Genomic DNA, 19,554 nt, shown 5'->3' with positions numbered 1-19,554 from the left:
TCGACTCCACATGCGCGCCTCTCCCCGCTCCCGTCCCGTTCCCAGCGGGTTCGACGCCCTCTACGCCGAGACCGTGTTGTACATGGAGTCGCGCGTCGCGCAGGTCGCCACCACCGCGGGCGTCATCGCCACCGCGCTGGTGCTCGCCGCCATTGCCTCGGGCTCGGCCATCCCCCGCATCATCCTCGCCGCCACCCTGGCGTTCCTCGCCTGGTACTCCTGCGTCGTGCTGCTGATGCGCACCGGCCGCTTCCGCCCGTGGATGCGCTATGCGTCCTCGCTCTTGGACGTGTCCATGGGCAGCGTCGTCGCCCTGCTGGATTTGCACGTCAACGGCCCCGCCTTCGCCGTGTCCGCTGGAGGCCCTGCCCTCTATGCCGTGGGCGTCGCCATGACCACCCCCCGGCTCCAGCCCCGCCTGTGTCTCTTCGCCGGCCTCACCGCCGCGGCCCAGCTCGTCGCCATCATCCACTTCGTCCTCCGCCCCGCCGCCACGCCCGAGCTCCTCGCCACCGGCGCCTACGACTTCTACCTGACGCTCGCCAAGGCCATCTTCCTCGTCATCACGGGCGCGCTCGGCATGGTGGCCAGCCGCTCCATGCGCAAGCTGCTCTTGCGCCTCACCGAGAGCGCCGTCGAGCGCGAGCGCGTGCGGGGCCTCCTGGGCATGCACGTGAGCGAGCAGGTCATGGAGCACCTGCTCTCCGGCCGCATGCCCGAGGGCGGTGAGCGCCGCGCTGTCACCATCTGCTTCACCGACGTGCGCGACTTCACCCGCCTCTCCGAGTCCCAGCCTCCCGAGGAGACGCTGCGCCTGCTCAACCTCTACTTCGGACGAATGTGCGAAATCGTCGCGGCGCATGGAGGACTGGTGAACAAGTTCCTTGGGGACGGGATGCTCATTGTCTTCGGTGCGCCCACGCACCAACCGGACGACGCACGCCGCGCCCTCGCCGCCGCTCGCGAGATGCTCGTCGAGGCCGCGCGCATGCGTGAGAGGGGTGAGTTCCCCGACCTGCGCATTGGCGTGGGTCTGCACCGCGGCGAGGCCGTAGTGGGCAACGTGGGGGGCGCCCAGCGCCAGGAGTACACTGTCATTGGGGACACGGTGAACACCGCCTCGCGCGTTCAGGATCTCACCAAGGTGCTCGGCCGGGAGCTGCTCCTCACCCGCGAGTGCCGCGAGGCCCTGGGTGAGGAGGCCTCCCTCGAGCCGCTCGGCGCCCATGCCGTGAAGGGCCGTCAGCGACAGCTCGAGCTCTTCAGCGTGCCCGAGAGCGACTCGCTCCAAGCCGCCTGAGCCCGCGTGTCCTCGAGCGCACGAATGAGGGGCAACTGACGGCCAGCAGACGGCGGCACCGCACTTCGGTCCCCTGTCCTACCTGGTCCTTCCGAAGCATGTCTCCGCCCCAGGCTGAGCGCGGGATGAACCCAGCGCCGCCGGGGGGAGACGCACATGGCCGAGACGCGCGTGGGTGGGGCTCGTATCCGTTATGACGACGTGGGGCAGGGAGGGCCTACGCTGCTCTTCATCCCCGGCTGGTGTACCAGTCGCGCGGTGTTCCGCAAGCTGGCCCCCTGGTGCTCCACGCTCCACCGGACGCTCGTGGTGGACCTGCCCGGCCATGGCGAGTCCAGCCTGCCTGGCATGGACTTCGAGAACGCCACCGTGGTGGACATCCTGCGCTCCGTCATCGACGCCAGCGGCGCTCGCCAGGTGGTGCCCGTGGCCCTGTCCCACGGCGGCTGGTGGGCCCTCGAGCTGCGGCGCCAGCTCGGCTCGCGCATCCCCGCGCTCGTGCTGCTGGACTGGCTCGTGCTGGAGCCGCCCCCGGCCTTCCTCCAGGCGGTGCGGGCCCTGCAGACGCCCCAGTGGCGGCAGGCCCGTGAGGGGCTCTTCTCCCTGTGGCTGCAGGGGGTGAGCTCGCCGGATGTCATCCGCTTCGTCCAGGAGGACATGGGCTCCTTTGGCGAGGACATGTGGAAGCGCGCCGGGCGCGAGGTGTCCCGGGCATACGCGCAGTATGGCAGCCCGCTGCGGGCGCTCTCCGCGCTCTCGTCCCCCGTGCCCACCCTCCACCTCTATGCCCAGCCGGAGGACAGCGCCTGGTTGGACGCCCAGCGCTCGTTCGCCTCCTCGCACCCCTGGTATCAGGTGCAGAAGCTCCCCGCGCGCAGCCACTTCCCCCTGCTGGAGCTCCCCGAGGAGATGGCCGCCCGCATCGGCCGGTTCATCGACGCCCGCGTGGATGTAGGCAACCCACTTGATAGGTTGGCTCCTTCGCCCTCTTGATTCCAACCCCCTCGCGCGGTTAGTTAGTTATCGATAGCTAACCAATCAGCGAGTGAAGTCATGGGGCGACCCCGACAGGTCCTGGACGAAGACATTCTGGAAGCGGCACGAGCCTGTTTCATCGAGCACGGAGCCTCGGTGAGTACGGAGACAATTGCCGCGCGTCTGGGGGTGTCGGGGCCGGCGTTGCTCAAGCGCTTCGGCAGCAAGCGGGAGCTGCTCAAGGCGGCGTTCGGGGTGACGACGACGCCGCCGTGGCTCGGGATGATGGAGCAGGGTCCGGACGAGCGAGATCTGCGGCTGCAGATGCGCGAGGTGGCCGGGGCCATTGACGCCTTCTTCCGGAAGATGGTGCCGGCCTTCGCGGTGTTGCGCGAGGCGGGCATCACCCCCGAGGACCTGCGGGGCAAGCACGGGGAGCTGCCCCCTCCGGCGCAAACCTACGAGACGGTGACGGGCTGGTTCCGCCGGGCCCAGGAGCAGGGCCGCCTGCGTGGGGGGGACCCTGGCGTCATGGGCGGCATGTTCCTGGCGGGTCTGCAGTACCGCCACTTCCTCGCCCACATCACCAACCAGGTGGTGCCTCCGGAAGAGGATGACCCCTGGGTGGAGCGCATGCTGGACGTCTTCTGGCAGGGCGTGGCGCCAGAGAAGAAAGGCGACGCGAAGCAGGGCTGAGCCGAAGGGCCGAGCCCCTCTCCATGCGTCAGCTCAGCCGGGACTCCCTGGCCTGCTGGAAGAAGTGAGGCTCGCCCGCTCGCGCACGCACCGCTCGAAGCCGATCCGGGACTCCTCGGGCGTCTCGAGCAGGTAGCGCTGCCGATGCTCCGGTGACAAGCAGCCCGTGGTCGCCTCGCGCAGCAGCGTCTGGAGCCGGCCCGTCCCCACGCTCCACAGGCAGAGGGTCCGCTCCGTGCTCAAGAGGATGCGCGAGCCCTCCGGGTCGAACTCCGCGGCGCCCACCTCGCACTCGTGGAACAGGCTGACAATCGGCTCGCCAGCGCCCTCTTCCGTGCACCACACCCGCGCCATCCCATCCTCGGACACGGCGAGCACCCGCTTCCCGTCCGCGCTGAAGGAGAAGCGCGCCCTTCCTCCGTAGGCGCGGAGCACGAGCGGCGCTCCCACGCCATCCGCTCGCCACACCCGCACCGTCCCATCATCGGATGCGGTGAGCACCCGCTTCCCGTCCGGACTGAAGGCCGCGCGCTCGACCCGTCCCTCATGGCCCGTGAGCACCACGGGCTCCCCGATGCCATCCGCCCGCCACACCCGCACCGTCCCCTCGCGCGAGCACGTCAGCACCCGCTGCCCGTCCGGACTGAAGGCCGCGCGCTCCACCTCTTCCTCCGGGCCGGCGATGAGCGCGGGCTCGCCCTCGCCATCCGCCCGCCACACCCGCGTCGTCCCGTCCTCCGCGACGGTGACCACCTGCTGCCCGTCCGGGCTGAACTCAGAGGAGCGCACCCCGCCCACATGGCCGGCAAGCACCACCGGCGGCCCGCCTCCATCCGCCCGCCACACCCGCGCCGTCCCGTCCCCCGACATGGAGAGCACCCGCTGCCCGTCCGGGCTGAACTCCGCGGACCACACCTCTTCCTCATGGCCCCGGAGCAACACGGGCTCTCCGGTGCCGTCCGAGCGCCACACCCGCACCGTGCCTTCCCTCGAGCGGATGAGCACCCGCTGCCCGTCTGGACTGAGCTCCGCGGGCCACAGCACCGCCAGGTAGCCCAGGAGCACCACGGGCGTCCCGGTGCCATCCGCCCGCCACACCCGCACCGTGCCTTCCCGTGAGGCGGTGACCACCCGCTGGCCGTCCGGGCTGAAGGCCCCGGAGCCCACCTCTCCCCCGCGGCCCGCGAGCACCACGGGCTTGCCCGCGCCGTCCGCCCGCCACACCCGCACCACCCCGTCTCCCGAGGCGGTGAGCACCCGCTGGCCGTCCGCGCTGAACTCGGCGGACCACACGCCGCCCACGTGGCCCGCGAGCACCACGGGCTTGCCCGTGCCGTCCGCCCGCCACACCCGCGCTGTCCCGTCCTCCGACGCGGTGAGCACCCGCTTCCCGTCCGCGCTGAACTCGGCGAACCACACGCCACCCTCGTGGCCCGCGAGCACCACGGGCTCCTCGGAGCCGTCCCGCTTCCACACCCGCGCCGTGCCGTCCCCCGACGCGGTCAGCACCCGCTTGCCGTCCGAGCTGAACGCCACGGACCACACACCGCCCGCGTGTCCCGCGAGCATGACGGGCGCTCCCTTGCCGTCCGCGCGCCACACCCGCGCCGTCCCGTCCTCCGACGCGGTGACCACCCGCCGCCCATCCGGGCTGAACGCCGCGGACGCGACCCCTCCCGCATGGCCTCGGAGCACCACGGGCTTGCCCGTGCCATCCGCCCGCCACACCCGCGCCGTCCCGTCCTCCGACGCGGTGAGCACCCGCTGCCCGTCTGGACTGAACTCGGCGGAGCGCACACCCCGCTCATGGCCTCGGAGCACCACGGGCCTGCTCCCCCCATCCGTGCTCCACACCCGCGCCGTCCCGTCCTCCGACGCGGTGACCACTCGCTTCCCATCCGGGCTGAACGTCGCGCTCCTCACGCCGCCCTCATGGCCGCGGAGCATGACGGGCTCCTCGGTGCCATCCACCTGCGCCACCCGCACCGTCCCGTCCTCCGACACGATGAGCACCCGCTGCCCGTCCGGACTGAACTCCGTGGGCCACACCCGCTCCTCGTGGCCCGCGAGCACGATGGGCTCGTCGGTGCCATCCGCCCGCCACATCCGCACCCGCCCCTCGCGCGACGTGGTGAGCACCCACTGCCCGTCCGCGCTGAACTCGGCGGACCACACGCCGCCCTCATGGCCCGCGAGCACCACGGGCGTCCCGGTACCATCCGCCCGCCACACCCGCGCCGTCCCGTCCTCCGAGCCAGAGAGCACCCACTGCCCGTCCGCGCTGAAGCCGGCGAGCTCCACCTTTCCCTCATGGCCCTGGAACACCACGGGCTCCCCACCGCCCCGCTGCAGCACCTCGAGCGCCGTCTGGTGCCACTCCGGCGTCCGCTCCGGCGCCGACACCTCGCGCAGCACGAGCGCCGCCATCGCCGGCTCCGTCTCCATCAGCCGCCGGGCCTGGAGCACGCGCGACACCTCCAGCGCGTGCCGCAACCGCTCCTCCTCCGCACGCCGGGCGCGCTCCTCCGCCTCGCGGGCCCATTCCTCCTCTTCGCGTCCCCGCGACTCCTGCCCCCACCGCCCCAGCCGCTCCCACCGGCGAATCAACGCCTCGTGGGCGATCCGCAGCCACGGCTCCCCCGGCTGCCCACCGGTGCCACCGTCCGCGTCCCGCACCACCAGCCGGCGCCGCACCAGCTTCTCCACCACCGCGTCGAACGCGGCGGCAAGCTCCTCCTGCTCCGGGCGCAACGCCTTCAACGCCTCGCCTCGGAGATCCACCAGGCGCACGAGCAGCTGGCGAGCCTGGTGCCGCTCGGCCTCGGGTAGCTCCGCGTAGAGCTGGTCTCCCGTGCGGGCCAGCGCGCCCCCTACCCCGCCGAGCTCCTCGTAGGCCGCCTGCGTCAGCACGCGCCCCACCCGCCGCTCCCACAAGCGATCCATCACATGCGAGAGCAACGGCAGCGAGCCCGGCTCCTGCTCCACATCCCGCCGCAACAGCTCCAGGAGGCCCGGCTCCAGCTCCAGGCCCACTGCCCGCGCGGGACCCTCGATGCTCCGCGCGAGCAGCTCGCCCCGGAGCGGGCCGACGAAGAGCCGGTGCTCTCCCGAGTACACCACCTCATCCAAGCGCGGGCCCTGAGCGTCCACGCGCACCTGCGCGCAGCGCTCGAGCGACTCCACCCGCAGCGTGCTCACCACCACCACGCCAGACGACTGGGCGTGCGCCAGCTTCCACAGCGCGCGCACGAAGGCCTCGCGCTCCTTCGGCGTGGACGCCTCGTTGAGGAGCTCCTCGAGCGCGTCCACCACCAGCAGCAGCCACCGCCCTGGCCGGGCCTCGCGCAGGAGCCGCGCCTCCTGGAGGACCTCCGCGACCGTGGCAGGCCGCGTCGGGGGAGCACCTTCGGGGCGATAGAGCCCGGCCAGCAGTGACCGCAGCCGTCCGAGGGAGCCGAACCGGCCCGGGCCCTGCGACGCGAGCGTCCGAAGCGTGCCCACCCCGCCCGAGCGCATCACCGCCACGTCCCACGGGTCGCGCACGTCCTCGCGCAACCTGGGTATCAGCCCCGCGAGCACCAGCGAGGACTTGCCGCTGCCCGAGGCGCCCGCCACCACCTGGAAGCGAGAGCCCCAGCCCACCCTCGCCGCGCGCACGCGCAGCACCAGCTCCCGCTCCAGCTCGCCGCGCCCGAAGAAGAAGCGCCGGTGCTCGGGCTCGAAGGGCAGCAGGCCGCGGTAGGGGCGTGGGGACAGGGGACGGATGCCAGGACCTGCCTCGGTCCGGGCGTAGAGCTGCAGCGAGGCCCACTCCATGAGCCCCGACTCCCGCAGACGCGCGCGCGCCGCGCTCAACGCGGACTCCAGGGAACCGGGTGCTTCCAGCGGCGCCTCGGGCGAGCTCGGGACACCCAGCAGCGTGCCGTAGAGTGTCTCGGTCAGCGCGAGGTAGCCCTCGGTGGACAGCCGCAGCCGCGAGGCCACCACGGCGGGAATCCCCACGCGGTGGAGCCCCTGCGCCACGCCACCCAGCTGGCTGCCTAGCCGCTCATGGCCGCCCTGACAGACGCACAGCACCACCATCCGCAGCGTGCCGGCATACGGCGCCAGCACCTCGCCCAGCCGATGGGCGTCAACGAAGCTCTTGGTGTGCCCCGGGCTGTCTCCTCCCTCCAGGAGGAGCCCATCCACATTCCCCCTCTGCCCGCCGTGGCAGAGCAGGTGCAGCACACTCACCGGCTCTCGAGCGGCCCGGGAGCGCTCCAACTCCCGAGACAGAGAGGCGAGCGACACATGGGCGAGCACGTCTCGCGTCTCGTCGAAGGGGTAGCCCCCCCTGCGGCAGACCTCGCGCAGCACCCGGAGGTGGGCCGGGGCGGGCACATCCCCCCCAGCCGAGGACCAGGTGAAGAGGATGCGACCTTCCGCGGAGGAAGTTTCCACCCGAGGCGGCTCACCCGCGCCGGTCCACTCGTAGTGAAGGGTGCAGCCCTTCTGCTGGCTGAAGTGCTGCCCCGAGTCGCGCAGGGTCAGCAGCTCCCACGGCAGCGCGTACAGCTCGGCGGCGGCCGAGCGGACGGTGAGGAGGACCTCCCGCTCCTGGCTCAGCGCCTCGTTCAGCTCCGCCTCGTCGCGGCCCCAGTCCAGCTCCTCGAGGAAGCGGCGCAGCTCATGGCCCAGACGCTGGATGAGGCCGAGGTCCAGGTCCTTGCGCTCGAGGCGGGACAGGTCATCGAGGAGCCCCTGGCTCCAGGGAAAGAGAGCGCTGCGGACAGACCCGTCCGCCCGCTTCCGCAGGTACTCCTGCTTCTGGAAGTGGAAGGCGAAGGGATCGGCCGTGCTGTCCTTGCGAGACAGCTCCAGCGTCAGCACGAGGGGCTGGTTCTGCACGGCGCCACCTTATCAGCCGGAAGCCCGGGGCAGGACCCGGCCCGTGCGAGAACGCGCAGAAGCCGGGGCCGATACCACCCGGGAGACGCAAGTCCCTCAGGCCGTTGGGGAATCAAGCGGGCGTCATGCCTTCACTGGGAGCGAGACCTCTTCCGACCCCGAGCGCTGGTGGACGGAGTGGGCTCGGAGGGATCCAGGGCCCAGGTACCGTTCTCCCAATTCTTCAATACGATCGAAGCTTCAAAGGGGACCAGCCCCTCGCCTTTCGCCGCTTCCTCCAATACCGCGCGGGCCTCTGCCGTCCGGTATCGGAGCAGGTACGCGGCTGCTGAGACCCGAACGTCCATGCGCGGGTGCGTCAACAGCATGGCGAGCGCTTCGCGCCCGGCATCGCCGTGAGCACGTAACGCATCGAATGCGGCAATGTAACGCTTGGCGTGCTTGTTCCCGGTCTTCGCATCGCCCCGCCAGATCGAGTCAGTCTGCGCGGCCACGTTCTGGGCGAACTCCTCGACCCATTCTTCGAGTGTTTTCACCGGCCGTCCTAATCGATATCCAAGCGCCAGGTACCCTCTTCCCAATACTTCAACGCCTGAGATGCTTCGAAGGGGATCATGCCTTCTCCCTTGGCTGCTTCCTCCAAGACAGGCTTGGCTTGCGCCGGCCGATCACTGAGCAGGAAGACCGCCGCGTTGACTCGAACATCCATACGCGGATGAGTCAAAAGCGCAGCGAGTGCATCCCGTCCCGCCTCACCGTGGTCGCGCAACTTCTTGAATGCGGCAATGTAACGCTTGGCATACTTGTTCCCGCCCTTGCGATCACCACGCCAGATCGCATCAGTCTGCGCGGCTACATTCTGAGCGAACTCCTCCGCGATACTCCCCAAATCCATCACCAGATACCCTTCCTGACATTCTCAATTGCCAGCAGACCAAACTCTCGCTGCGCCTCATACGACTGCGTAGCAAGCCACTGCCTTACCGTCAGTTTGGTAGACTTGGTAATAGCCACTCGAATCGAGGAGTAGAAAGAGCTCACCTTGCCGTGCAGCGCCTTATCCATCGCGACGACGTTCTCTGTGTTGTGCAGGGCCTCGCCCCCGAACCGCTTCACGTTGCCCGGGGTCTGCTCGACGATGTGGTGCCACTCCTTGCCCTGTCCCGCCGCGCCCATGGCCCGTCTGAAGCCGCTATACGAGCCCCATGCCCTATTCCCTGAGGGAAGGAGCTTGCCACTCCGAGCAGCCATGGCCACGACGTGAGGCGCCAGCACGACACGGATCGTCCCCTCGGGCACGGAGACGATGACGCGCTCGGCACCGGTTGCCGCCTCCACCATGCGCGAGGCCTGCCCGAAGCCCGGCAGCTTCGGCGCCCTGGACATGAGAGACCCAGTCCCGCCCACCGCCGCCGTCCCCACCATGACGAGGATTCGTACGCTGTTGGGACCCATGACCTGTCCGAACCGCTCGCCCACCTCGCGCAACTCCGCGAAGGAGGAGGCCCGGGGCGCATCCTCGTAGAGCCGCGCATAGGCCCGGAGCAGGTCGAGGAACTCCCACCCAAGGTAGCCCCACAGCAGCACGGTAAACGCAATGGCCGCGCCCTTCGAGATCGCCTCCGGCGCCAGCACGAGCGCCATATAGGTCGTGATGGCGAAGCTCACGGTCGCCAGCACTCGCGTCGGGTCGAGCATGGCCCGCACCTCCGCGTCCACTCCCTCCAAGGCAGGGCCCACTGCCAGGGCCAACGCGATGTCGCGCTTGTCGTCGTCTCCCAGTCCGGGCCCGTCCTCGAACAGCGTCAGACAATCGCCCGGACTGCCGCGCCGCTCGCAATATCGCCCATAGGACCGCACCAGGTCCGATAACCCCGCCTCGCCACCCAACGGCGCAGAAGCCAGCGCCAGCGGACGGCCGACGTACAGCGGGGCACGGCGAGCAGCCACCCGCAGCGGCACCTCGAGCACCAGCGACGAGAGGACGGCCGTGAACTCCGAGTCCCCTACTCGCACCGGCGCGAAGTCCGTGGGCAGCGAGGCCAGGACCGCGTCTCCCGTGTCCAGGGACTCTCGCGGCGGGGACGAACCCTCCGTCATCCGCCGTCCACCCGTATGAGCCCCCGTGGCGCACGCGGTCAGCAGCATCAGCGCCGCCAGGGCCAGCGCGCCCACGCGCGAGCACCACCGCTCACCCACGGGGCGCGAATCGACGACAGGGGTAGACACGCCGCACCTCTCCGAGCAAACCGCCGGGCGGGAGACCACGGCCCACCGATTACACGGAGCGGCCACCCCTCACGTCAACCCACGGGGCGTAATGCCAGAGCGCCGCGTCTCCTCTCAATCCCGATGGCCCAGGGCCCTGTCCAAATTGTACGCCGCGCTGATGAGCGACAGGTGCGTGAGCGCCTGCGGGAAGTTGCCCAACGCCTCGCCCGAGGGCCCCGTCTGCTCCGCGAACAGCCCCACGTGGTTCGCATAGCCCAGCATCCGCTCGAACGTCAGCCGCGCCTCGTCCAGCAGATCCGGCCGCGTCACCCTCGCCCGCGTCATCGCCTCCACCAGCCAGAAGGTGCACAGGTTGAACGTGCCCTCGCGCCCCAACACTCCGTCCGGCGTCGCCTCCACGTCGTAGCGGAACACCAGCCCGTCCGACGTGAGCCCGCCCTGTGCCGGTGGCTTGCGCAGCACATCCAGCGTCGACAGCATCCGCGGATCCACCGGTGACAGGAAGAACACCAACGGCATCAGCAGGTTCGCCGCATCCAGCGACATCGACTCGTACGACTGGATGAACGCGCCCCGCTTCGAGCACCAGCCCTCGCGCATGATCTCCTCGAAGATGGTGTCGCGCGTGTGGAGCCACCGCGCCCGGTCCGCCGGGAAGCTGCGCTTGTCCGCGAGCCGAACGGCCCGGTCCAACGCCACCCAGCACATCATCTTCGAGTACACGAAGTGCTGCTTGCCCGCGCGCACCTCCCAGATGCTCTCGTCGCGCTCTTGCCAGTGCTCGCACAGCCAGTTCATCAACCGCCGCAGGTGGCTCCAGAAGTCATACGAGATGGGCGCCCCGTACTTGTTGTACAGGTACACCGAGTCCATCAGCTCGCCGTAGATGTCGAGCTGCAACTGGTGCGCCGCCCCGTTGCCCACGCGCACGGGCCTCGAGTCCCCGTACCCCGCCAGGTGCAACAGCTCCTGCTCCTTCGGCACCTCGCCCCCATCCAACGCATACATGAGGGGCAGGGGCTGACCGTCGGGCAGCTCCGCGATGCGCTTCTCCAGCCAGCGCATGAACGCCCCCGCCTCCTCATGGAAGCCAATGCGCATCAGCGCGTACACCGTGAAGGCCGCGTCGCGAATCCACACGTAGCGGTAGTCCCAGTTGCGCATGCCTCCCGGGAACTCCGGCAGGCTGCACGTGGGCGCCGCCACGATGGCCCCCGAGGGCTCAAACGTCATCAGCTTCAACACCAGCGCCGAGCGCTGCACCGTCTCACGCCACCGCCCCGTGTAGCTGCACTTCGCCAGCCAGTGCCGCCAGTAGTCCACCGTGGAGCGGAACAACACCTCCGAGGCCTCGTGCCCCATCACCCGCTCGTGGCACGACTCCGGCGCACCCTCGCGCAGCGAGAACACCACCGACTGGCCCTCATGCAGCGAGAAGCGCGCGGTGACCCGCTGCCCATCCGTCTCCAGCTTCATCGACGTGGCCAGCGACAGGCTCAGCGTCTCCGACAGGAAGCTCGCCCCACCGCGGATGATCCGCACCGTGTGCGCGTCCCGCCCGTAGTTGAAGGCGGGCAGGCACTCCATGTGGAAGGCCATCTGCCCGCGCACCACGCGGATGCGGCGCACCACCTCGCGCGGGGCGTTCTTCTTGCCCACGGGCATGAAGTCCACCAGCTCGCCCACGCCGTCCCGGGAGTAGAAGCGCGTCACCAGCACGTTGGTTTCCGGCCAGTAGAACTGCTTGCGCACCACCCCATCCCGCTCCATGTCCGGGCTGATGCGGAAGTGGCCACCCTTCTCCCGGTCCAGCAGCGCCCCGAAGACGCTCGGGCTGTCGAAATGCGGGAAGCACAGCCAGTCCAGCGTGCCATCCGTCGCCACCAGGGCCACGGTCCGCATGTCCCCGATGACGCCGTGGTCCTCGATGGCTGGAGGCCGCGATGTCTTTTCCCCGTTCATACGCTCCCTCCCGCCTCGGGAGCCCCGGACTCGCTGATCCGGCGCCCCCAAGACGTTCAGGGTATGTATGAATTTGGAGAGTGGGCTTCGCCCGCCAGCCTGGCTACTCCACGGACGAACTGCGCAGCGCGCGCACCAGCGCCCGCGCCGGCGAGCCCCACTCCGCCTTCACCTTCAGCGGCAGGCACACCAGCTCGTGCATCCCCACCTTCACGTCGCTCAAATCCAACCCCTCAATGAGCCACACGCCCGTGTCGCGCAGCTTCTGGTGCACGCCCATCGCCTCGGCGTGGAAGCCCACGCGCGACACGTAGTCCACCCCCACACACGCCACCTGCCGCTCCACCAGCAGCCGCGCCGCCGCCTCTGACAGCATCACGAAGTCTTCCGCGTGCGGCCGCTTCCACCACTCGCGCAGCGAGTTGCGCGTGCGTAGCAGCAGCCGCTCCCCGGGCTTCGGCTCATATTCCGCCAGCGAGTCCGCCCGGATGCAGTCCACGTCATCCAGGTACAGCACCCGCGCCTTGCCCACCGTCGCGCTCAGCGGCAGCCGCTCCGTGTCCTCCAGGTCCAGCTCCAGGCTCGGCGGCGCCGTCACGTACGTCCCCATCCACGCCGTCCGCTTGAGCCAGTCAGCCTGCTCCGCCGCCGTCTCAGGGAGCCCCGCCCCCGGCTGCGTCCCTTCCGCTTGTGCCGATGGCTCCTCACCAAATGGCACCGAGATGTCCAGCCAGGCTCCCTCCATGTGTTCCTCCTTTTTTGGGACGCGGATGTCCTTGGGGTGGGTCGATACCCTCACCCTAACCCTCTCCCAGGGGGAGAGGGGATAGACACAGTGTCACCTGTTTCTCACTCTGGGGTGAAGACGATGACGTCTTTGATGTCGCTGCGTTTTTTCCCTGTGACCACCTCGGCGTAGTCCTCTGGCCGGTGCCTCGCGGTGAGCAGCCGCTCGACCTTTCCTGGCCACTTCGCCCGGAAGCGCCCGAGGTCCTCCAACGCCGACTCGAAGTCTACCGCCGCCGCATTCACTGTGCCGATCAGCACCTGGTTGTTCATCACCACCTGCTTCATCAGCACTCCCTCGTCCAGCGTCTCCTCCTCACTCTCTGGCACCCCGGTAAAGATGAACACGCCATTGGGTGCCAGCGCCGTGAGCAGCTCGAAGGCGGCGCTCGCCACACCCGCGGCCTCGTACACCACGTCCGCCTTGCCCCGCTGCTTCACCAGCGCGTCCACCGGGTTCTCCTTCGAGGACACGTACGGTGCGCCCAGCGACTCGGACAGCTCCGCCTTCGCGTTGGGTTTGGCCCCGCGCGAGTACACTGTCGTCTGGAAGCCCGCGCGCATGAGCGCCATGGCCCCCAGGAGGCCCACCGGCCCCGCGCCCAGCACCACCGCCTTGCCCGGCAGTTGTCGCTGCCACGGCATCCGCGTCTGGACATGCGCCACCTCGCGCAAGGCCTTCTCCGCGATGGTGAGGGGCTCCGTCAGCACCGCCACCCCACGCAGCTCGCGCGGCACCTTGTGCAGGTATTGCGAGTCCTCCACGAAGTACTCCGCCGCGAAGCCGTGCGCCCCTTGAATGCCCCGCTCCGTGTACTCGCCCGTCACGCAGAAGTCCGTGGCCCCCGTGCGGCACGGCAGACAGTCCGGGCTCGGGCACGGCCTGCGCACCCGCGGCACCACCAGGTCTCCCGGCGCGAGGTTCTTCACCTGCGCGCCCACCTCCACCACCTCGCCCAGGCACTCGTGCCCGACAATGAGGTAGTCCTCTCCCTTGGGCGGCTTGCCGTGCTTGAACTGCACCACCTCCTTGTCCGTGCCGCACACGCCCACCTCCAGCGTGCGCACCCGCACGTCCGTGGGCGAGCCCAACCGCGGCTCCGGCACGTCGATGACCTTCACCTCGCGGCCCTTCGGGAATACCGCCACCGCCTTCATGGAGCTGCCTCCTCTGTGCGCTCCTGTCGATAAGCCCTGGATTCACCGCGCGTGCACCCCCGGAGGTGGCCAGAGCCCCGGTGGTGGACACTCGCGCCGCCCGGATGCGCACCGGTCAACGAAGCCCCCGCGAGTTCGCGCGTGCCCCCCACGGCCTGTCCGGGCTATGACGGGCCCGTGAGCGACACCGCGCCCTCCGTCACCCCCTCGCGCTCCCTGTTCATCGGCGCCTTTGGCGTCCTGGGGCTCTCCATCCCGTTCTTCATCTTCGGGCTGGTCTTCCTCAACGTGAAGGCCCGCGTCGAGTTCGGGTGTCAGACCGGCGGGCCTTGTACCCTTTCCCGCATCGGCTGGCTCACTCGGGACGAGCCCCTCACCTTCACGCTGGAGGAGATGAAGGAGGCCCGCGTCGAGCGCGACCGCAGCTCCCGGGGCGAGCAGCAGAACATCTACCGCCCGGAGCTTCTCACCACGCGCGGCGAGTTCCCCCTGTCCTACCACTGGATGGCCGAGGAGCGTCAGGCCAGCAAGGTCGCCAACGCCGTCAACCGCTTCCTGCAGAACCCCATGACGCCCGGCTTCGCCATGTGGCACGACGACCGGCCGCGCGCCAGCCGGCTGGGCGCCCTGTTCACCGGGGCCGCCGTGCTGGTGCTGCTGCTCGGGCTGTGGCTCACCTGGCGCGCCGTGAAGCGGCGCCGCGAGGAGCGCGCACGCGAGACGGCTCCGGGGGTGTAGCGCCCGAGGCGGTGCGTGGGGAGGGCTTCACGTCCACCCACCGCTCGGCCCACTGCCCAATCTCGTCGACGACCTTCCCGAGGGCCTGACCTTTGTCGGTCAGCCGGTACTCGACCCGGACGGGCGGGCCTGGCTCGACGTGCCGCTCGACGACGCCCTCACTCTCGAGTTCCTTGAGCCGCTCCGACAGGATGCGCTCGCTGATGGCGCTCAGCTCGCCGCTGAGCACGGAGAAGCGACGAGGCCCCTCCATCAGCAGGCGCAGGATGAGGCCCGTCCAGCGCTTGCCCAGCAGGTCGACCGCCTTCAAGTACTTCGCACAGATTGGGCTGGAACTGCCGTTCTCCATCGCGCCTCCCACTCCCACTATAACCGCGAGCCGCCTACTTACTTTTCTAAAGTAACTTGCAAAGAGGAAGAGCGTTCATTACTCAGGGCGAGCACGGTCGCTCTCCATGACCGCGATTCACGCGAGGAAATCCATGGCGGTTCAGAATCCTGTTCTCGACAAGGCGGCATTGGATGCGTTGTTCCAGGAGGCGCGTACCCACAATGCATGGCTCGACAAGCCGGTGGAGGATGCCGTCCTTCGCCAGCTCTATGAGCTCGCGAAGATGGCGCCGACGGCGATGAACACGCAGCCCGTGCGCCTGGTCTTCGTGAAGAGCCGTGAGGGCAAGGAGCGGCTCAAGCCGGCCCTGTCGCCCGGCAACGTGGACAAGACGATGAACGCGCCAGTGACGGTCATCGTGGCCTGGGACACCGAGTTCTACGAGAAGATGCCCAAGCTCTTTCCGGCGCGGGACGCGAAGACGCAGCTGTTGGGGATGCCGGTCGAGGCGCGCAACAAGATGGCCCTCACGAACGGCACGCTGCAGGGCGGCTACCTCATCCTCGCGGCGCGGGCCTTGGGGCTCGACTGCGGGCCGATGGCGGGCTTCGACAACGCCAAGGTCGACGCCGCCTTCTTCCCGGACGGCAAGTGGAAATCCAACTTCCTGCTCAACGTCGGCTACGGCGACCCGGCCAAGCTGTTCCCCCGCAACCCGCGCCTGGACTTCGACGAGGCCTGTCGGTTCGAGTGAAGCGGCCCGGGGGTGACTTCTCTGGAGGGCGCGGGCTGCCTCATGTCGGAGGTAGGGTCTAGACTGCTTGCATGGATGGCCCATCGAGCAGTGCACCCTGGACTCCCCTTGAAGAGGCCCGCCCGGCTGCCCATGCTCCGGGGATGAGCGGTCCGAAGCGCAAGGCAACCTACGTGGACCTTGAGGCAGTGCCTCCACACCGGGTGGCCGAGCTGATCGCGGGCGAGCTGTACGTGAGCCCCCGGCCGGCCGTCCCGCATGCGGTGGCCACCTCGGAGCTCTTCGGCGAGCTGAGCGGCCCCTTTGGGAGGGGACAGGGTGGGCCTGGAGGCTGGCGCCTGCTGTTCGAGCCCGAAGTGCACCTGGGCGAGGACGTGCTGGTGCCGGACATCGCGGGCTGGCGGCGCGAGCGGATGCCCAAGACTCCACGCACGGCGGCTCTCACGCTCGCGCCTGACTGGGTGTGCGAGGAGCTCTCTCCCTCGACGCGAACGTTGGACAGGACGGCGAAGTTGCCGGTGTACGCCCGTGAGGGCGTACGCTTCGTGTGGCTGGTGGACCCAGACGCACGCATGCTGGAAGTGTTCCGGCTGGAGGGCACCCACTACCTGTTGCTGGCCACCCATGCCAGCCAGGCCCGGCTTCGCGCCGAGCCCTTCGAGGCGCTCGAGTGGGAGCTGGCCCTCCTGTGGGAGGAGTGAACCGGGAGCTACGGCTCCGGTGGGGGCGCCTCGGAACCTCCCAGGCCCTGCTGAGCCTCCTGCTCCTGCAGCAGCGCCGCCCACTGGGCACGCAGCGCGGCCTTCTGGAGCTCATCAAGCGCCTGCCATTCCTTCTGGAACTTCGGCCAGTGGTCTTGAATGTCCGCGAGCTGCTGGCGCTGCTCCGCGCCCAGCGAGGGATAGACCTGGGTGAGCTCCGCGGCCGCGTCCTTCTCGCAGTCCTTGGGCTTGGGCTGCCCGGCGACCTCACTCATGAAGAAGCAGACGAACTCGGCGTTGGCCTGAACGAGCGCCTTGGGAGGAACGTCTCCCTTCGCCTGGGCCATCACCGTGAGGGACGGGAACAGAAGCAACGTGCCGAGGAGCCGGACGGACAAGGACGGGGACTTCATCTCGCTTCCTCCCTACACGGTGCGGAATGCTCCGTGAGACACATGCATCTGCACGGTCACGAGGCTCGGTGAGGGTTGCAGGGCACTCGTGCCTTCGAGCGCTCCGGGCTTCCGCTCGTGCGGATGACACGCGCGAGTGCGCACCCTGGGCGAATTGTCCTGGGACAGCGGGTCGAGCTAGAAATAACCGCCCAACCCGTCGCTCCCCTGAAAGGGGATTTCCATGTCCAAGCTCGTTGCGCTCATCGCCGCGGTCGTCTCGGCGGCCGGCGTTCTCGTTCCAGTCGCCGCCTATGCCTATGGCATGGAGCAGGGACCCTGCACGGTCTCCGTGCAGTGCATCGGTGGCAGCACCATCGGATGTGGTGGACAGACCGTGTGCTACTGGAAGGTCGATTCCATCCGCAGCCGGGGCTTCGTGGAGTGTGATGACCAGGGTCCCGTCATCTGCGGCCTCATCGACTAACGGCCGCACGTCACTCGGGTTCTCCCGGGGCGTGGGCAAAGCGCCTCGGGCCTCCGTGGAAGTGCTCGTCCAGGAGGACCTCGGTGCGCTCCCTCAGCGCGCGTGTCTCGGGGGAGAGCCCGTCCTCGGACAGGTCGGCGAAGCGCGCGCGCTCCATCACCGGGGAGGGTCGCGCGTCCGTGTCGGGCGGAAGGCCCTCGTTGAGCGCCGATAGCAGGGCATGGGCCCGGTCCACCACCGCGAGCGCGTCCTCCAGGGACACCCTGCCCGCGGCCAGCTCCTTGAACAGGCGGCACCCGTAGGCACGGCACCCCTCGGGGCGCTCCGCGTAGAGCGTGCACCGGCGCTGGCTCAGGGCCGTGCAGCACTGCCGAAGCGCGGGCGCGCCGCCCACGAGCGCCTCCACGTCGAGCCCGTGACGCCGAGCGGAGGCGACCTCGTCGGAGCGGAGCGCGACGTGGGAGAAGAGGTTGCCGTCGCAGCACAAGCCGCAGCGCAGGCAGAGGGCGGAGAGGGACACGGCCCACGAGGTTACCTCAGGTGGGGCGACTCCACCCGGAGTGGACCCCTGCCGACACCGGGCGAGCTGACGCCCGGACAGATGGGTTGACTTGACGATGGCGGCCCTGGCGCCCACCCGTTAAGCAGGACACCTCTCCCAACCTTGAACCCACAGCATGCGAACCACCCACCGCCCCCTGACCACCGTCGCCCTGGCCTTGAGCCTCTTCATGGCGGCGCTGGAGATGACCGTCGTCTCCACCGCCATGCCCACGGTGGTCAGTGAGCTGGGCGGGCTGGAGAGCTACGCCTGGGTCTTCACCGCGTACATGCTGTCCTCCACCATTACCGTGCCCATCTACGGGAAGCTGGCGGACCTCTATGGACGCAAGCCCGTGCTCCTCTTCGGCATCGGCCTGTTCCTCGTCGGCTCCATCCTCAGTGGCCTGTCCACGTCGATGAACATGTTGATCGCCTTCCGCACGCTGCAAGGGCTGGGGGCGGGGGCGATGCAGCCCGTCGCGCTCACCATCGTGGGGGACATCTACACGCTGGAGCAGCGCGCGAAGGTGCAGGGTGTCTTCAGTGCGGTCTGGGGCATCGCGGGGCTGGTGGGCCCGCTCACCGGCGGCCTCATCGTGAAGTACCTCTCCTGGCACTGGATCTTCTTCATCAACGTCCCCGTGGGGCTGGGCGCCATGGGTCTGCTGGTGGCCTTCTTCCACGAGCAGGTGCAGCGCAAGCCCCAGAAGCTGGACTTCGCTGGAGCGGCGCTGCTCTCGGCGGGAGTGGTGGCGCTGCTCTTCGGTGTGCAGGGAATCGGCCGCAACCTGCTCGCGCTACCGGTGGGGGCCGTGCTGCTCACCGCGTTCGTGCTCGTGGAGCGCAAGGTGGCCGATCCCGTCATCCCCATGTCCATCTTCAAGATTCCCGCGATTGCCATCTCCTCGGCGGCGGGCGCGCTCTTCTCCGCGGCGATGTTCGGGGCCACCACCTACGTGCCGCTGTACGTGCAGGGCGTGCTGGGCGGCTCGCCCACGCTGGCGGGCGGAATGATTACGCCGATGATCGTCGGCTGGCCCGTGGCGAGCCTGTTCGCAGGGCGGCTGTTGCTCAAGACGGGCTACCGTCCGCTCATCGTCGGCGGGTTCGGGTTGACGGTGATTGGGACGGCGTTGATGGCGTTGCTGCTCAAGCCGCAATCGTCGCTGCTGATTCCGGAGCTGGCGATGGCGCTGTTTGGCATTGGCCTGGGCTTCTCATCCACGGCGCTGCTCATCGCGGTGCAGACGAGCGTGGGCTGGGAGCTGCGTGGGGTGGCCACCGCCAGCAACATGTTCTTCCGCACCATCGGAGGGGCGCTCGGGGTGGGGTTGATGGGCGGAGTGCTGGTGTCGCAGCTGCTCCATGATCCGCGAGTCCCCGTCGCCGCCGCCAACGAGCTGCTCGGCCCCGAGCACGGCCGCGGCCTGCCTCCGGACCTGCTGAGGACGCTGAGCGGAGCGCTCGGCCATGGCCTGACGATCAACTTCTGGATCATCTGCGCCGCCTCCGTGGCCGCCTTCGCCGCCGGGCTGTTCTTCCCCAAGATCAAACGCGGCGAGGGGATGACGATCTCCACCAGCGACGTGGCGGCGCCTCACTGAAGCGC

The 19,554-nt window shown here is 69.3% G+C and carries 17 protein-coding genes and 1 pseudogene; 8 read left to right on the top strand and 10 right to left on the bottom strand.

What is annotated here, in order from left to right; genetic code table 11:
* Positions 1 to 10 precede the first annotated feature (10 nt).
* The 3 genes from F0U60_RS00695 (at position 11) to F0U60_RS00685 (ending at position 2,971) form a co-directional block, all read left to right on the top strand.
* Positions 11 to 1,300 (top strand): adenylate/guanylate cyclase domain-containing protein, encoded by a 1,290-nt coding sequence (locus F0U60_RS00695; RefSeq protein ID WP_395812844.1) that lies wholly within the window; start codon positions 11 to 13, stop codon positions 1,298 to 1,300.
* 156 nt (positions 1,301 to 1,456) lie between these two features.
* Complete coding sequence (locus F0U60_RS00690) at positions 1,457 to 2,293, top strand: alpha/beta fold hydrolase (protein ID WP_395812842.1); 837 nt, start codon at positions 1,457 to 1,459, stop codon at positions 2,291 to 2,293.
* A gap of 60 nt (positions 2,294 to 2,353) precedes the next feature.
* Positions 2,354 to 2,971 (top strand): TetR/AcrR family transcriptional regulator, encoded by a 618-nt coding sequence (locus tag F0U60_RS00685; RefSeq protein ID WP_395812840.1) that lies wholly within the window; start codon positions 2,354 to 2,356, stop codon positions 2,969 to 2,971.
* A gap of 33 nt (positions 2,972 to 3,004) precedes the next feature.
* On the opposite strand, the gene F0U60_RS00680 is transcribed toward F0U60_RS00685, so the two are convergent.
* The 7 genes from F0U60_RS00680 to F0U60_RS00650 all read right to left on the bottom strand — a co-directional run bounded on the left by F0U60_RS00680 (position 3,005) and on the right by F0U60_RS00650 (position 13,999).
* Complete coding sequence (locus F0U60_RS00680) at positions 3,005 to 7,861, bottom strand: CHAT domain-containing protein (protein WP_395812838.1); 4,857 nt, start codon at positions 7,859 to 7,861, stop codon at positions 3,005 to 3,007.
* A 131-nt stretch (positions 7,862 to 7,992) separates the two neighbouring features.
* Positions 7,993 to 8,397, bottom strand: a complete 405-nt coding sequence (locus F0U60_RS00675; protein ID WP_395812836.1) for a DUF2019 domain-containing protein — start codon at positions 8,395 to 8,397, stop codon at positions 7,993 to 7,995.
* 8 nt (positions 8,398 to 8,405) lie between these two features.
* Positions 8,406 to 8,756: a DUF2019 domain-containing protein gene (locus F0U60_RS00670; protein ID WP_395825912.1), complete on the bottom strand. Its 351-nt coding sequence runs from the start codon at positions 8,754 to 8,756 to the stop codon at positions 8,406 to 8,408.
* Positions 8,756 to 10,090 (bottom strand): hypothetical protein, encoded by a 1,335-nt coding sequence (locus F0U60_RS00665; RefSeq protein WP_395812834.1) that lies wholly within the window; start codon positions 10,088 to 10,090, stop codon positions 8,756 to 8,758. Before F0U60_RS00665 ends, F0U60_RS00670 begins: the two co-directional genes overlap by 1 nt.
* Before the next feature lie 114 nt (positions 10,091 to 10,204).
* Positions 10,205 to 12,055, bottom strand: coding sequence for a glycoside hydrolase family 15 protein (locus tag F0U60_RS00660; RefSeq protein WP_395812832.1), 1,851 nt, complete (start codon positions 12,053 to 12,055; stop codon positions 10,205 to 10,207).
* Between the two features lie 103 nt (positions 12,056 to 12,158).
* Positions 12,159 to 12,800: a cyclase family protein gene (locus F0U60_RS00655; protein ID WP_395812830.1), complete on the bottom strand. Its 642-nt coding sequence runs from the start codon at positions 12,798 to 12,800 to the stop codon at positions 12,159 to 12,161.
* A gap of 104 nt (positions 12,801 to 12,904) precedes the next feature.
* Positions 12,905 to 13,999, bottom strand: a complete 1,095-nt coding sequence (locus F0U60_RS00650) for a glucose 1-dehydrogenase (RefSeq protein WP_395812828.1) — start codon at positions 13,997 to 13,999, stop codon at positions 12,905 to 12,907.
* Positions 14,000 to 14,140: 141 nt separating this feature from the next.
* Here F0U60_RS00650 and F0U60_RS00645 point away from each other — a divergent pair, with 141 nt between their 5' ends.
* Positions 14,141 to 14,737: a hypothetical protein gene (locus tag F0U60_RS00645; protein ID WP_395812825.1), complete on the top strand. Its 597-nt coding sequence runs from the start codon at positions 14,141 to 14,143 to the stop codon at positions 14,735 to 14,737.
* A gap of 34 nt (positions 14,738 to 14,771) precedes the next feature.
* On the opposite strand, the pseudogene F0U60_RS00640 reads toward F0U60_RS00645, so the two are convergent.
* Positions 14,772 to 15,086: pseudogene (locus F0U60_RS00640) on the bottom strand (winged helix-turn-helix transcriptional regulator); the annotation flags it as partial.
* A gap of 133 nt (positions 15,087 to 15,219) precedes the next feature.
* Here F0U60_RS00640 and F0U60_RS00635 point away from each other — a divergent pair.
* Positions 15,220 to 15,822 (top strand): malonic semialdehyde reductase, encoded by a 603-nt coding sequence (locus F0U60_RS00635; RefSeq protein ID WP_395812823.1) that lies wholly within the window; start codon positions 15,220 to 15,222, stop codon positions 15,820 to 15,822.
* 143 nt (positions 15,823 to 15,965) lie between these two features.
* Complete coding sequence (locus F0U60_RS00630; RefSeq protein ID WP_395812821.1) at positions 15,966 to 16,523, top strand: Uma2 family endonuclease; 558 nt, start codon at positions 15,966 to 15,968, stop codon at positions 16,521 to 16,523.
* An 8-nt stretch (positions 16,524 to 16,531) separates the two neighbouring features.
* Here the strand turns inward: F0U60_RS00630 and F0U60_RS00625 are convergent, their stop codons facing one another.
* Positions 16,532 to 16,936 carry a hypothetical protein gene (locus F0U60_RS00625; RefSeq protein ID WP_395812819.1) on the bottom strand — a complete coding sequence of 135 codons (405 nt, stop codon included), beginning with the start codon at positions 16,934 to 16,936 and terminating at the stop codon, positions 16,532 to 16,534.
* Between the two features lie 223 nt (positions 16,937 to 17,159).
* Between F0U60_RS00625 and F0U60_RS00620 the strand changes: the two genes are divergently transcribed.
* Positions 17,160 to 17,402 (top strand): hypothetical protein, encoded by a 243-nt coding sequence (locus F0U60_RS00620; protein WP_395812817.1) that lies wholly within the window; start codon positions 17,160 to 17,162, stop codon positions 17,400 to 17,402.
* 10 nt (positions 17,403 to 17,412) lie between these two features.
* Here the strand turns inward: F0U60_RS00620 and F0U60_RS00615 are convergent, their stop codons facing one another.
* Entirely contained in the window at positions 17,413 to 17,922 is a 510-nt protein-coding gene (locus F0U60_RS00615) for a YkgJ family cysteine cluster protein (protein ID WP_395812815.1), read from the bottom strand.
* 157 nt (positions 17,923 to 18,079) lie between these two features.
* On the opposite strand from F0U60_RS00615, the gene F0U60_RS00610 reads away from it, so the two are divergent.
* Complete coding sequence (locus F0U60_RS00610; RefSeq protein ID WP_395812813.1) at positions 18,080 to 19,549, top strand: MDR family MFS transporter; 1,470 nt, start codon at positions 18,080 to 18,082, stop codon at positions 19,547 to 19,549.
* Positions 19,550 to 19,554 lie beyond the last annotated feature (5 nt).

It is taken from the genome of Archangium minus (assembly GCF_044360475.1).
GTDB lineage: Bacteria > Myxococcota > Myxococcia > Myxococcales > Myxococcaceae > Archangium > Archangium minus.
Note: the sequence above shows the minus strand (reverse complement) of the source record. Positions and strands in the feature narration are given on the sequence as shown.